At 34.3% G+C, this 14830-nt stretch carries 14 protein-coding genes; 6 read left to right on the top strand and 8 right to left on the bottom strand.

The genetic code is table 11. The annotated features are described in order from the left end of the window. The first annotated feature begins 112 nt into the window (after positions 1 to 112). Complete coding sequence (gene adcA / locus GJE18_RS11700; RefSeq protein WP_107368759.1) at positions 113 to 1645, top strand: zinc ABC transporter substrate-binding lipoprotein AdcA; 1533 nt, start codon at positions 113 to 115, stop codon at positions 1643 to 1645. A gap of 290 nt (positions 1646 to 1935) precedes the next feature. Here the strand turns inward: adcA and GJE18_RS11695 are convergent, their stop codons facing one another. From GJE18_RS11695 to GJE18_RS11665, 7 genes are all read right to left on the bottom strand, one after another. After that, the gene (locus GJE18_RS11695) at positions 1936 to 2934 is read right to left on the bottom strand and encodes a FecCD family ABC transporter permease (RefSeq protein WP_107368760.1); all 999 of its coding nucleotides are present in this window, start codon (positions 2932 to 2934) and stop codon (positions 1936 to 1938) included. Further along, complete coding sequence (locus GJE18_RS11690; RefSeq protein WP_107368761.1) at positions 2931 to 3926, bottom strand: FecCD family ABC transporter permease; 996 nt, start codon at positions 3924 to 3926, stop codon at positions 2931 to 2933. The genes GJE18_RS11695 and GJE18_RS11690 overlap by 4 nt, the downstream gene beginning before the upstream one ends. Before the next feature lie 11 nt (positions 3927 to 3937). Continuing rightward, entirely contained in the window at positions 3938 to 4927 is a 990-nt protein-coding gene (locus tag GJE18_RS11685; protein ID WP_107368762.1) for an ABC transporter substrate-binding protein, read from the bottom strand. A gap of 218 nt (positions 4928 to 5145) precedes the next feature. Beyond that, positions 5146 to 6999 (bottom strand): FtsX-like permease family protein, encoded by a 1854-nt coding sequence (locus tag GJE18_RS11680; RefSeq protein WP_107368763.1) that lies wholly within the window; start codon positions 6997 to 6999, stop codon positions 5146 to 5148. Beyond that, complete coding sequence (locus GJE18_RS11675; RefSeq protein WP_060552088.1) at positions 6986 to 7741, bottom strand: ABC transporter ATP-binding protein; 756 nt, start codon at positions 7739 to 7741, stop codon at positions 6986 to 6988. Before GJE18_RS11675 ends, GJE18_RS11680 begins: the two co-directional genes overlap by 14 nt. A gap of 186 nt (positions 7742 to 7927) precedes the next feature. Next, positions 7928 to 8917, bottom strand: coding sequence for a sensor histidine kinase (locus GJE18_RS11670; protein ID WP_060552087.1), 990 nt, complete (start codon positions 8915 to 8917; stop codon positions 7928 to 7930). Further along, complete coding sequence (locus tag GJE18_RS11665) at positions 8907 to 9593, bottom strand: response regulator transcription factor (RefSeq protein ID WP_107368764.1); 687 nt, start codon at positions 9591 to 9593, stop codon at positions 8907 to 8909. The genes GJE18_RS11670 and GJE18_RS11665 overlap by 11 nt, the downstream gene beginning before the upstream one ends. Positions 9594 to 9963: 370 nt before the next feature. On the opposite strand from GJE18_RS11665, the gene GJE18_RS11660 reads away from it, so the two are divergent. The 4 genes from GJE18_RS11660 to GJE18_RS11645 all read left to right on the top strand — a co-directional run bounded on the left by GJE18_RS11660 (position 9964) and on the right by GJE18_RS11645 (position 12275). Continuing rightward, entirely contained in the window at positions 9964 to 10764 is an 801-nt protein-coding gene (locus GJE18_RS11660) for an alpha/beta hydrolase (protein ID WP_107368773.1), read from the top strand. Positions 10765 to 10965: 201 nt separating this feature from the next. Then, positions 10966 to 11463 (top strand): immunodominant staphylococcal antigen IsaB family protein, encoded by a 498-nt coding sequence (gene isaB / locus GJE18_RS11655; protein ID WP_107368765.1) that lies wholly within the window; start codon positions 10966 to 10968, stop codon positions 11461 to 11463. 127 nt (positions 11464 to 11590) lie between these two features. After that, positions 11591 to 12058, top strand: a complete 468-nt coding sequence (locus GJE18_RS11650; RefSeq protein WP_240928881.1) for a DUF2975 domain-containing protein — start codon at positions 11591 to 11593, stop codon at positions 12056 to 12058. 10 nt (positions 12059 to 12068) lie between these two features. Further along, a complete protein-coding gene (locus GJE18_RS11645; protein WP_060552083.1) occupies positions 12069 to 12275 on the top strand; it encodes a helix-turn-helix domain-containing protein in 207 nt (68 codons plus the stop codon). A gap of 187 nt (positions 12276 to 12462) precedes the next feature. Here GJE18_RS11645 and GJE18_RS11640 read toward each other — a convergent pair whose 3' ends face one another. Next, positions 12463 to 13905 carry a 6-phospho-beta-glucosidase gene (locus GJE18_RS11640; RefSeq protein ID WP_107368766.1) on the bottom strand — a complete coding sequence of 481 codons (1443 nt, stop codon included), beginning with the start codon at positions 13903 to 13905 and terminating at the stop codon, positions 12463 to 12465. A gap of 157 nt (positions 13906 to 14062) precedes the next feature. Between GJE18_RS11640 and GJE18_RS11635 the strand changes: the two genes are divergently transcribed. After that, positions 14063 to 14767 carry a GntR family transcriptional regulator gene (locus GJE18_RS11635; protein ID WP_107368767.1) on the top strand — a complete coding sequence of 235 codons (705 nt, stop codon included), beginning with the start codon at positions 14063 to 14065 and terminating at the stop codon, positions 14765 to 14767. Positions 14768 to 14830: the final 63 nt, after the last annotated feature.

Here is a 14830-nt window from a genome sequence, read left to right as displayed (position 1 = left end):
CATAAAAAGAAAAATGTGATTTAAAGAGATAAAAGATAGTATTGAAATTAAGACGTGTGACATTGTATAATTGCAAATAGTAATCATTACTATTTATAGAAGGGAATCACGTATGAAAAAGCATTTAAAAATTTTATTAGGGTTAGCGTGTAGTTGCGCTGTGTTAGTTGGCTGCGGTCCACAAGAGGACAAAGATAAAAATGATGATAAGTTGAGCGTAACGACAACTGTTTTTCCTTTACAATCATTTGTGAAACAAATTGGAGGAGCGCATGTTAAAGTGAATACGCTTTATCCTGCTGGCGCAGATTTACATCATTTTGAGCCCTCTCAAAAAGACATCATCAATGCCAGTCAATCCGATTTATTTATCTACACAGGGGATAATTTAGATCCTGTAGCCAAAAAAGTGGCATCGGCTATTAAAGCGGATGATAAAAAGTTATCATTAGAAAATCATATCGATAAGTCTGAATTGTTAACAGATACACATGAGCATGGATCGGATGAGCATCATCATGAAACAGGACATCATCACGGGGGATATGATCCTCACGTTTGGTTAGATCCAAAATTCAATGAGAAATTTATTGAATCGATTCGTGATGAACTTGTAAAAAAAGATCCGAGTCATAAAAATACTTATGAAAAGAACGCCGAACAGCTACTTAAAGATGTGGCAAATATAGATAAAAAATTAGAAAAAGCAACACAAAACCATAAGGGACATGCAGTCTTTATTTCTCATGAATCATTAGGTTATCTTGCCAATCGCTATGGCTTTAAACAAGTAGGGATTCAAAGCTTAAATGCAGAAGACCCTTCACAAAAACAACTTCAAAACATTGTGAAAGACATCAATGAAACGAAAGCAAAGTACATTCTGTACGAAGACAATCTTTCGAATAAAGTTACAGAAACAGTACGACAAGAAACGCGTGCAGAACCACTTCGCTTTAACAATATGGAGTCTGTTTCCAAATCACAGGCTAAAGACGCCACATATCAAAGTTTGATGAACGAAAATATTCAACATATTGAAAAAGCATTAAATGATAAGGTGACATTGGATACTAAGGATGACAATGATACTCAGAAACATGCCAAAGCCATTTATGACGGCTATTTCAAAGACAGTCAAGTTAAAGATCGCGCATTGTCAGATTATGAAGGAGAATGGCAGTCAGTCTATCCACTATTAAAAGCGGGAGCGCTTGATGAAGTGTTTGAACATAAAGCGAAGCAAAAAGGAGATAAATCCGCAAAAGCGTATAAAGCGTATTACAATGTGGGGTATCAAACAGATATCAACAATATTACGATTTCAAATGGTACCATTACATTTATGAAAAATGGACAGTCTGTAACAGGACAATATGAATATGCCGGTAAAGATATTCTTAAATATGAAAAAGGAAATAGAGGCGTACGGTACACGTTTGAGTTAGTTGGAACGGGTTCTAAAGATTTACCGAAATACGTGCAGTTTAGTGACCATAATATTGCGCCTACAAAAACAGGCCATTTCCATATATTTATGGGGAATGATCGTGAAGCGTTATTGAAAGAAATGGAAAATTGGCCAACATATTATCCGTCACACTTAAGTGAAAAAGAAATAAAAGAAGAGATGTTAGCACATTAACGATAAATATGAGATGAGTGTAATTAGGCTCCTCTCAAAGTAGATGTTTTACTTCATAATGCTTAAAAATCATAATTTGAAACGCAATCCAATTTGTTATGATGATACATCGATGCCAAGCATTTTCATAAGAAAACCATCGTTAAAACGCCTTCAAAAATTCATGCTTAAATGAATTTTGAAGGCGTTTTTCGTGTCTTCTGAAGTGAATCCATAAGGGATGATACCGTCAGAACTTTGTGGCCCTATAAGTAAGGCGATGCGATTAAAAAAGGAATACTATAGTGTATTTACATTTTTTTTACTGTGAGTAATAAGTAGATGAAAAAAGGTGCACCAAACGCTGCGATAAAGACCCCAGCAGGAATTTCTTTAGGTAAAAACAAAGTACGCCCAACCAAATCAGCTAATAAAATAGAAAGGGCGCCAATACAAGCAGACATCATCACTTGCTTCAACGTACTTTGTTTAATTAAAGTTTTAGCAATGTGAGGCGCAATTAAGCCCACAAACCCAATGTTGCCAACGTAACTTACAGATACGGATACAAGTAGCGTTGCAACAATGAGTTGTAATAATTTTGTTTGTTTTAAATGCAACCCTAAAGCCCGACCAATATCATCATCTAAGGCAGCAACCTTCATTCTTGGGATGAGAAGGATAAGTATTGGGATGATGGCGATTATCGTGATTAAGACAGCAAACGTATCTTCAAATGCGCTACCATACAAACTTCCCACTAACCAAGTATACGCTTTAGAGGCCGCAAATTCTTTAGAAGTCACCATTAACCCATGTGTTAGAGCAATAAAGAGTGTCTGCAAAGCGATACCTATAATAATTAACGTGGAAGGACGTATAGGTGTGCGGAATTGGAATAATAACAAACACATCATTGCTAACGTCCCACCTAATATCGCAAATAATGGCAACATGTGAATACTAATACTGTTAAAAAGTGTGATCACGCTAACAGCACATAAGCTTGCACCACCCGTGACACCAATAATATCTGGTGATGCAATGGGATTTTTGAGTACATTTTGAAGTAATAACCCACTGATACCAAAAGCCATACCAGTTAAAAGGGCGAGCGTGATTCTCGGTAGTCGAAGTACTTCCAGTGTGAATTGATTCACACTTTCTGAAGGGTGCATAAAATATGCGATGATTTCAGATAAAGTAATAAAGGAAGTACCACACATCATGCTTAATATAATGACTAAAAGAAGTAAACCCATAGTTAATAACACCCAAAGTGTTTCTTTAAGCGACATTTTAATAATCATAGGCGATAAACTCCTTTTCGCATTAAGTAGATTAAGACGCTCGCTCCTAGCACCGCTGTTATGACACCTACCGGAAGCTCTGAAGGCTGAATGATAACTCTCGCAATAATATCTGCACTTAACATTAAAATCGCACCTAACATAGCAGAATGAGGGATAAGATATTTATAGTTAGGTGGTAAAAGTTTTTTGCTGATATTAGGGACAATTAAGCCTATAAACACGACAGACCCTACTAAAGCAACGGATAAACCTGCTAAACTACTAATCAACAATATCAATATCCATTTTGTAATTTTAATGTTTTGTCCTAATCCAGTAGCGATGTCGTCATTTGTCATTAAAATATTAATTCTTGTAGACATAAAAAATGCAATGATGAAAAGTACGAGAAACAATGGAATGACCCAAGCGGTATCCCATATATTACGTAATGCAACGGAACCTGAAAGCCAAAACAAAAGTCCTTGTAAGTTCGTTTCATTCATAATCAAAATACCTTGTGTAAAGGCGGTGAACAACATCGATATTGAAGCACCCGCTAAAATGACACGTTGCGGTGAAAATTGTGTTTGTCGAAACATCCCAAGTGCAACAACAAGTAATGTTACTAAAATGGCACCTAAAAATGCGACGATCGTTAATATTTCAAATGATTCAATTTGAATGAAGGTAATACTAAAAACAATAAAAAAGACGGCGCCGGCATTTACTCCAAATAAACCAGGCGACGCAATCGGATTACGCGTAAGGGCTTGCATTAAAAGTCCAGACACTGATAATGCAGCTCCTGTAAGCATCGCAATGATTGTTCTTGAGGCGCGCGTACCAGTAATAAGTGTATGTATATCGTTGTTTGAATCAAAATGGAATAACGCTTGTATCAAAGAAGGGAAGGATACAAACGTTATTCCTATCATAAAACTTAATATTGTCACAACGATAAGACATAAACCGGCTATTATAAGCTGCTGCGTCGGTTTAACTCTCATAGCGTGGCTCCTTATTTTGTGACTTTTTGAATGTCCAATTCTTTATATAATTGATCAATTAATTCTAACGCTGAGTGATAACCACCTGCTAAATTCCATGTGATTTCATCAACATTGTTCACGACATGACCTTTTTTAACGGCGTCTAAATTTTGCCATTCGCGACTAGACGTCCAATCTTTTTCAGTTTTCGATACTAATTTAGCATCAGCCGCATGTGGGTCTGATTTGAAAATGAAAATCTGGTCTGCATTGATTAACGGAATGCTTTCTTTAGAAGCCAGTTCGATAATATCTTTACCTTTATCGACTTCTTTTTGTTGCGCATTCGGACGTTTGAAGCCTAAATCTTGTAAAATATCGCCAGCGTATCCGCCTGAATAAATACGTGTGTTACCAGCACGGAAGTTGACAACTGAAGCTGAGATTGGCCATTGATCACCATATTTTGCTTTCGCATCTTTTTTAAATGCGTTCACTTTCTCATCATATTTTTTTAGTAAATCTTGTGCTTCTTTTTCTTTACCAAGTGCTTTACCCATTAATTCAGTAGTGTCTTTAAACTTATATACAGTTTCGTGACTCACTGTTGGGGCAATTTTCGACAACTGATCATAGACTTTTTCATTACGTACTTTTGATGCAATGATTAAGTCTGGTTTCAATTTCGAAATCTCTTCTAAGTTTGGCGCTGGTTCTTGACCTACGATTTTAGTGTTTTTTAATTTATCTTTTAAATAATCGTACTTCGGTTGTTGTTTCCAGGATTCAACAGCACCAACGGGTTCAACACCAAGCGCCACTGCTACATCCGTTGCACCTTGATACAATGTGACAATTCGTTTAGGATGTTTAGGAACATCTGTCGTGCCGAGGGCATGTTTTATTGAAACGGTGTCGCCATTCTTATTTTGTGATGCTGTTTTGGAATCATTTCCACAAGCGGCAAGTACAAGTACAACCGCAAGAGACAGCATCAACAGTTGGTATAAATGCTTCATCGAGTATGGAAGCCTCCTCTAAGTTGATAATGAGAATCATTCTCAGGATTATTATGATAGAAATTACACAATTAGTCAATATAATTTTTGATTAATAAATTTGAAAGTCTACAGAATAGGGTTGATACAAATGAATAAATAAAATAAACCCCTGTGTGAGCTTCACAGGGGAGAGTGCCGTCAGTATGAAGGGAGACTGCTAAGTTAAATGAATAGGCTTATTTTTGTTGATACAGCACTTCAAATATTTTTCGTTGGTATTTATATTTAATTAAATAATATAAACCGACTTCAATGAGAAGATATATTAGGCTACAATACATCGCGATTTTATAGTAGGAAATGACACTATATTGGTCAAGATAAATGACGATGCCCCATGTAATCATCAGCGCTACGATAAAAGGGAGGAGAAAAATCCATATAATTGTGCTTGAAAGAGCATGCTTGATTGTTTGTTTGGAAATACCTAAACGTATCATCGTCTCATATTTTTTAATTTCAGTTTCTGCTGAAGAGTATAACCTTGAGTAAGTTAAACTGGCAATTCCGATTAGAAACGAAATACATAAAACGCTCCCTACATAAGCAATAATATTTCGTTGTAGTTTTTCGGTTGTATAGTACCAGTAAGCGGATGATAACGAATCATCATCCTGATTGATGTTTAACTGCTTTGCTAAAGCTTGACTATTGTAATGCTGCCAGTCATCAAATTGATAAGCGAAAAAGCGATTATTTTCAAGTTGTTGTGAAAGGCGTTTATATTTAGTATCAGAAATAACAGTGACACTTGTAAAATAGCCTGATAACGCAATTGTTTCAGATGTTGCCCCTTTATTGTTGTTGATTTGATGGCGCTCAAGGTCTTTTCCCATGAGCTCTCCCATCTTTGGGACGTTTTTACCATCGGTACCAATCATATAGTAATCATGGTCTTTCAAAGCTACAGGCTTTCTTTTAAGGTATTTAGCAATCTTGTTATACATTGAATTGGAAATCAGTACATCTCTATTTGGGGTCGAAAATTTTAAATAATTAACTTCTAGAAATTTAAAGCCTTTGTAATCTTTCAAAGTTTCTTTAATTTTATTGGCTTTTTCTTTATCATCAATGTTCTTATTTAAAGCACTGTACATCAATGAATACGGTAAGATTTTTTGAGTTGTCTTTTCTACATTTCTAGGTGCACCAATGATATAAATTAAAGAAGTCAATGTTATTGTAAATAACATCATTGTAATGGTCATCGTCTTTAAATTGGTATGAATGTGATAATTAAAATTACTGAGTTTAATCAGTCCGGCGCCTTTAAATTTCAATTTAGTCTGTTTCATGATTAACATATAGACAACAAATAAAAGGTTAAATATAAAATAACTGATTAAAATGAAAGCCAGGAGATAAAGCGGGTACATCAAAAGGCTTTCGCTATGTCTATTATAAATTAAAATTGGAATAATAATGGCAACACCTAATCCAATAATTGGTAAATAGCTATTTTCTGCTTCATCCTCTTTTTTTAGCAAACTTATAATCTTCTTCTTTCTTAAAACGATGGGTGCAATGATAGAGATAAAAAGAAATAATCCACCCATTAACAATAGAGTGAAAATCATCGCTTTAATAGGTAAATAGAAGTAAAGGTTCAATCCACCGATGATTGTTTCAGCTATCATTAAAAAGAATTTGGAAAAGACAATTCCTAAAATTGTTCCACAAATAAGCGCACCTAGAGAGATTAACCCATTTTCATAAAAAATAATGCGTTTAAATTGCTTGTTGGTCGACCCTATAATATTTAAAATTGCAAATTGTCTACTTCTTAATTTTAGAAAGTTATTTACAGAATACAAAATGAATACAAACGAAAAGAACAGTGAGATAAGCAATCCTAAATTTAGGATCACACCAATGGTGCTATCTTTATCTACAACTTTGAGTGCAGGGTGGAACGTTAAATTCGTAAAGATAAAAAATACAAAAACTGAAAAGGTACAACTGATGAAATGGAAAAAATAGGTTTTGAGGTCACGACTGATATTTTTGTATGCAAAATTAAGCAAGGTCAACTTCGTCACCTCCGAGCAACGTCATTGTATTCAAAATCTGTTGTTTATATTTGCTTTGGCTCGATTTATTTAAGATTTCTTGATAAATATTGCCATCTTTTATAATGTACGTTCTATCGGAATATGCCGCGATATTAGGATCGTGGGTTACCATAATGATAGTCACATTTAAAGTGTCATTTAATTTTTTAAATAGTTTCATGACATCTTTAGCGGATTTAGAATCCAAATTTCCTGTAGGCTCATCTGCTAATACGATTGAAGGTGCGTTAATGACAGCTCTTGCGATTGCTGCACGTTGTGCCTGTCCACCAGATACTTCATATGTTCGTTTATCCAAAATATTTTCTATGCCTAACATTGCACTGATTTCTTTAAGTTTGGCATCCATTTCTTTAAAATCCATGCCTTCTAAAGTTAAAGGTAAAATGATATTTTCACCAATCGTTAATGTATGAATTAAATTGAATTGCTGAAATACAAATCCAAGGGTGTTACGTCTAAATTTTGCGAGTTGTTCATCGTTAATAATATGAGGGTTTATGCCGTCTATTTCTACTGTGCCGTGTGTGGGTTCATCAATGGTAGAAATCGTATTGAGAAACGTACTTTTACCGCTTCCACTTGGCCCCATAATGGCAATAAATTCTCCTTTATCTACTTCCATATTGATATCGTTTAATGCTTTGAATGCAACTTTTCCTTTATACGTTTTTTCTAAATGAGATACTTTTAGAATCATGATATTTGCTCCTCTATTTAAACTTTTATTTTATCTCGTTAACAAGGTCATCTTTTATACATCAATCTTAGCAATCAAAATGTAGTAAAAAAATCCGATTACATTACAGAACCTTACAGATTTGTAATGTTACGGATTTATGGAAAAGTAATCTTATTTGATGAATCAACGTTTCTTTATTGTTAACTAAAAGTGTACGTGTGCTTGTGTCCCTTGATTAAGTTGTGACTCGATAGTAATCGTATGACCGAGGTTGTCGATGACTGTTCGTGCAATATAAAGGCCGATGCCACTTGAATCTGCGTTATTACGGCCATTGCTACCCACGTAAAAGATGTCAAATATACGTTTGAGTTCTGCTTCATGAATTCCCATGCCTTCATCAATCACTGAAAGTGTCACACCATTAGCATCACGATGAACTTGGATAATAACAGATTGTCCTTTATAACTATATTTAATGGCATTTGTGAGTAATTGATGTAACACTAATTTCAACCATTTAGAATCTGAATAAACATACGTATCGTCAGAAATTTCTAATCTAGGATAAACTTGAGCAGTGATAAAGTAGTCTTTCAAGTTGTTAATACATGTTTTACATATGTCTTGCAAATATACTTTTTCAGACACAAAATCATTTTTGAAATCATCAAGTTGATACATACTTAACATTTGGTTTAAGTTATATTGAATTTTGTCTAAGTTTTGATTGATAGGTTGAGCCAACATATCGTTTTCATGGTTCTCTAACATCAACTTTAGTACGGAAACAGGCGTTTTCATTTGATGTACAAAGCGATAAACTAACACTTTTTGCAATTGTTTATCTTCTTTATATTTCACGGATTGGTGTGCTTGTTCTTCGATAAGATGATCGATTAATGCATTAAATTGTTTCTCCATATAACTTCTAGGATCATGAATCATATAATCATTTAAGTTTGAATGTTTTTGCAATAATTTACCGTAAAGTTGACCACTTCGATATAAACGAAACATGACATATAGGAATAAAACAAAAGCGGTTAAGAAGCTGAAATAGAGTGCTTCTTTAATCCAGATGCCCTTTAAAAATAATAAGATACTAAAGAAAAGCGATTGTACTACAAACATAATGATAAAAAGCGACGCATAATCAAATATAAATAATTTAAGGATATGTTTATTTTTCATAGGTCACTTTATATCCAATCCCACGTATTGTCACAACTTTAATATTAGACTGAAGGTCTTGTAACTTTTTGCGGACACGACTCACAGTCACATTTAACGTATTTTCCTCAACAAAATGCTCATTGTCCCAAATTTTAAGTAGAATTTTTTCTCGGCTGACAGAGTTAGGATAATGTTCGAACAAAGAGTGAATCAATAATGACTCATTTTTCGAAAGATCAATTTCTGTACCATGACAGGACAATGTGAATTTTGATTTATTAAACGTACAATCACCACACTGAATGTTTGTCTCTTTCACCGCATAGTCTCCATAAGCTCTCCGTAACTGTGAGGTTATTTTTGCTAATAATAAATCATATGAAAATGGTTTAGTAATGTAGTCATCGCCACCACTCATCATTGCATGCACTTGATCCATGTCGTCTGATCTAGCAGACATAAACATAATCGGTGCTAATGTGATTTTACGTAGTTCCTGACACCAATAAAAACCGTCATAATACGGAATATTAATATCTAAAAGGATTAAATCAGGTTGTAAAGATTTGACAGTATGATCAATGTCTTTAAAATTGTCACATAATATAACGTCATAATTATACTTTAATAAATAGGTTTTTATGAGTTGTGCGAGTTGCTGATCATCTTCAATTACAAAGATTCGATACGCCATCGTAAGACCTCCTTTGAAGCGGTTTAATTATTATGCGTGAGTGATCATTTGCTGAAATTGAATATTTGTGTACGCTATATTATTAAATTGAAGGTAGCAATACCTTTTCTAATCTATACAGATAATTATAATATATGAACACAATATTGAAACATAAGACTTAATATGTATTTCTAAAGAATCATACAACATTAGATTTAATAATATAGATATGGGTCTATTCACTTCAATTAAGTTCAATACAAGGTAATTTCTAACAACTTTGGTTATAATAGTGAAAAAATAATGAATTGAGGTTACGACTGTGAAAAGAAGGATTTTATGGCTTGTAGGGGCTTTAGTGACAGTCATAGTGGCTATTTTAATCATAATGATAGTGGTACATAAACGGACAATATTTGAAGAAGAAGCAAAATCTAGATTCGTTCAAGATACGACACCGACAGTCTTTTTGCATGGCTATAGTGGGACGATCAATTCGATGAAATATTTAGTGAATGTAGCCAAAGATCAAGGTGTGACGCAAGATGTAGTGATTGCGTACGTATCTCTTGATGGTGATGTCACGCTTGAAGGTGACTTTTCCAAAAATACCAAAAACCCATTGGTCCAAATTGTTTTAGAAGACAATACACAAGTGGATTTAAACGAAAATGCATTATGGATTCGTAATGTATTGGAAAAGCTCAAACAAAAATATGGTATTAAACATTTTAATTTTGTCGCACACTCGATGGGAAATGTTTCTTTTGCGCAATATATGATTGATTATGGGGAAGATACGTCATTGCCTCAACTTAAAAAACAAGTGAATATCGCAGGAACATTTAATGGTGTTATCGGCTTAAATGAAGAATATAATGAAATTAAAGTTGATCATCAAGGCAAACCATCACGGATGAACCCGCCTTATCAAGAATTTATGCAGTTAAAATCCATTTATAAAGGTAAAAATATCGAAGTATTAAATATTTACGGCGATGTGTTGGATGGGACACATTCCGATGGCCGAGTATCCAATAGTTCGTCACAATCATTAAAATATTTGTTAGGCGATAGCCCTAAAAGCTATAAAGAACTAAAATATGAAGGTGATGAGGCGCAACATAGTGCACTTCATGATAATGCAGAAGCAGCAAATGCGATGATTCAATTTTTATGGGAAAAATAAAATTATATAATGACATATCGAACACATATAGCTAACGAATTTTAGTTATATGTGTATTTTTTTAATTTATAAATGTTGATATATAAAGGTTTTAAGAGAGATGCCAAAAAAATTTATAAAAACTTCTGTAATGCTGTTGATATATTTGTAATGTTATCGTAATATAAAAGTGTAATTTAACAATATACAGGAGTTGATATGATGTTCAAAATGTCTAAAGTCGTTTTAGCTACGAGTATTTTATTAACTGGAGTATCTTTTAACGCATTGCCAACGGAATCAAGTGTTGCTCAAGCAGCAGTAACGCCATATTACACATATACAGGTTACGCTGGACAGAATGCAAAATTTGTCACTAACAAAACGTTTATTCAAGCATTAAAGTTTAATAATGTGACGATAAACAATGTCAAAGTAGACGCGAGAGATCCAAAATACAAAGCGACTGATCCATATTATTTTAAAAAGAAATATGACCAAGTAATTGAATACATCAATCATAAACCGACTGCTATTACATTTTCAGTAACAAACAAATCATTAAAAGTTTCAGATGTGAAAAAAGCATATGCAAATTATCCTATGGCTCATGATTCAATACACAGAGGTATGACATATAATGTTAATGGTAAAAAAATCAGCTTTGTGTATAATGGCAATGACGTGACAAGTGTTATTATTGGCAGATATCACGCTTAAGATGGCATACACCTCCACTATCAGCGTAGTGGGGGTGTTTTTTTATCGAAAATCGATAATTTTTATTGATATTCGATAAAATAGATGATATGATTTTATTGAAAAACGATAAAAAGAGGTGTGGATTATGAAAGCGATATTTAGAATAACGATGTTAATGTTGGTGTTGCTTTTATTTTTTAGTATTGTTGTAGCTATTAAGTCTCTTATGAATTATTATGCGCTATTTGACTTGGATTTTGTAGATATTGAAATGAAGTATCATGCTTATGCGCTTATTTATATCTTGCAATGTGTCATGTTTATTGTCGTGGGTATTTTAACTTTAAAATTATTCTTTAAGATTTTTAAAGGCTTTGATTTTTCAGATGCGAATCATACGAAGATTACGGGCATTGCCATGTGTTTATTCATTTATGGGGTGCTTCCAAACTTTCAAGCGCTCATGACAATTAGAGAAAGCTATAAGGGCGTATTAAATACAAGCGATATGAGTCATGCGCTCATTATGATTATTGGTGTAACAATTTTAATACTCGCAGCAGTTTATGAAAAATCTCAAAAAATTAAAGCAGAACATGATTTGACAATTTGAGGTTATACAGATGATTAAAATAAAATTAGACGAAGTACTGAAAGAAAAAAACATATCATTAACAGAATTATCAGAAGCGGTAGACATCACGATAGCTAATTTATCCATTTTAAAGACCGGAAAGGCAAAAGCCATTCGTTTTAGTACACTAGAAGCAATTTGCGATTATTTAGAGTGTCAACCTGGGGATATCATAGAACATGTCAAAAATAAATAGTGAAGGGCTAAGACGTCGCCCTATCTGTGAAGCCAACAAAGTTTACTATAAAATAATCTTTGTTGGCTATTAATGTCTAAATTTTTTAGATTTGTCGAGGTCAGTCGCCTAGAACAGGGAAGCGCTTAGAATTCCTTTTTAAAAAATGAGAAGATATATGAACGTTTTGCCTCTTTGTGTGTAAATTCTAGTCTAATATAGATCCGTTAGAATCAATGACTTTTTTATACCAGTAGAATGATTTTTTCTTTGTTCGTTTTAATGTTCCATTACCGTGATTATCACGGTCTACATGTATGAGACCATAGCGTTTACTCATTTCTCCTGTAGTAAAAGACACACTGTCGATGATGCCCCACGGTGTGTACCCTATGACGTCAACACCATCTTCGTTAATTGCTTGAATCATAGCTTCGATATGTTGTTTTAAATAATGAATACGGTAGTCATCCTGTATTTCACCGTGTGCATCGATTGTATCGACGGCACCTAAACCATTTTCTACGATAAATAAGGGCAGTTGATAACGATTATAGAGTGTATTGAGTGTATAGCGTAATCCTATGGGGTCAATAGCCCAAGCCCAATCACTTTTTTCAAGGTAAGGGTTTTCTATGGAGCTTGGTAAACTGCCAAAAACAGGATTGTGATTAAAGTGGACGTCGTCTCTATGTTTCACTGTTGTAGACATATAGTAACTAAAGCCGATAAAGTCTACGGTGCCTTGAGCTAATATCGTTTCATCACCATCGCGTAATCCGATATGTAGATGTTTTTGTTCAAACATCTTTTTAGCATAATGTGGATAATATCCTCTCACTTGAACGTCAGGGAAGAAAAAGCGCTGCCTATTACTTATTTCTGCTTCCATTATATCTTCCGGATGACAAGAATATGGATAAATTGGAACGTGAGATATCATATTGCCAATTTTAAAGTTAGGGTTAATGGATTTCCCCACTTTTACTGCGAGGGCGCTTGCAATAAGTTGATGATGGGCGACTTGATATAATACGTCTTCAGCATCCTCATCATCGTTCAACAAAACGCCTGCATTCGTCCATAAAAATAGAGGGTTACTCGTGTCCATTTGATTGTTAATTTCATTAAATGTCATCCAATATTTGACTTTGTGTCGATAGCGCTTGAAGACCACTTCAGCAAATCTTACAAATGCATCGACGACCTTTCTACTTCTAAAACCCCCGTAGTGATGTGCAAGGTGCAAGGGCATTTCGAAGTGAGAAAGGGTGATGATAGGTTCAATATGATGTTTGAGTAGTTCATCAATCACTTTGTCATAAAAACGAAGTCCTTCTTCGTTAGGTGTGAGTTCATCGCCTTTAGGGAAAATACGTGACCACGCGATAGAAGTGCGAAGACATTTCAAATGCATATCAGCAAATAATGCGATGTCTGATGGATAGCGGTTATAAAAATCAATGGCGTCATGATTGGGATAATATTGATGGGATTCGATAGTTTGTGTGATTTGACGAGGGTGATGCGGGCTGCCTGCAGTCATTACATCAATCACACTTAGTCCTTTGCCCTCTTGATCGTATCCGCCCTCAAATTGGTTTGCAGCGAGCGCGCCACCCCATAAAAAATTGTTTGGTAATTGTGACATCATCGTCATCCTTTCGTGTTGAAATCTAAGCATTACAAAAGTTATTTGTTCATATACATTATAAATGTACCGGTATAATTTGTAAAAACGTGTTCAATGATGAAACGGTGTTTTTAATGATATAATATATAGAAATGAATAAGAGTGAGGCATATTGATGTTAAAGTATGAAGAAATTGCACAGCAGATTCGTAGCATGTTAGAAAACGGCGTTTACCAAGCGGGTGACCGTCTACCTAATATCGAACAATTAAAAACGAAATATTGCGTCAGTAAGAGTACTGTGATTAAAGCACTTGAAACGTTAGAGAAAAACGGCTATATCTATCAGTCTCGTGGAAGGGGTATATTTGTCAGAAGTCCCAAAAGGTCAGGATACATTAATTTATTTACAAGTAATGGTTTTACAGACGATTTAAAACATCATACTGTCACGAGCCAAGTACTTGAGGTTCAAAACATTAAACATCCTAATGAAGAGATTCGGCACCAATTGCATTTAAATGAGCATGATGCGGTTTATTATGTTAAAAGAGTCCGCTATATCGATGGGGTAGTTTTGTGTATCGAACATGCCTATTTTAGTCAAAAATTAGTGCCCTATATGAGTGGAGACATCGCTAAAGGATCAATCTTTCAATATTTGGAAGAAAATTTGAAAATAAAGATTGGCTATTCAGATATTTATTTTCAAGTAGACACGTTGACGGAAGAAGAAGCGGATTTACTGCATCATAAAACAGGCGATCCTACCCTTAGATATGAACAAGTTTTCTATACAAAGACGGGTGTGCCATTCGATTATAGTCAAATTGTTTTCGATCAACACAATGCGCAATTTTATATTCCTTCTATTAAATGATTTCAAAGGGGGAAATGATATAGCAATAGGAATTCATCAATAAGTGAGGTGTAACATGAATAT

The sequence above is a fragment of the Staphylococcus agnetis genome (assembly GCF_011466855.1).
In the GTDB taxonomy this organism is placed as follows: domain Bacteria; phylum Bacillota; class Bacilli; order Staphylococcales; family Staphylococcaceae; genus Staphylococcus; species Staphylococcus agnetis.
Note: the sequence above shows the minus strand (reverse complement) of the source record. Positions and strands in the feature narration are given on the sequence as shown.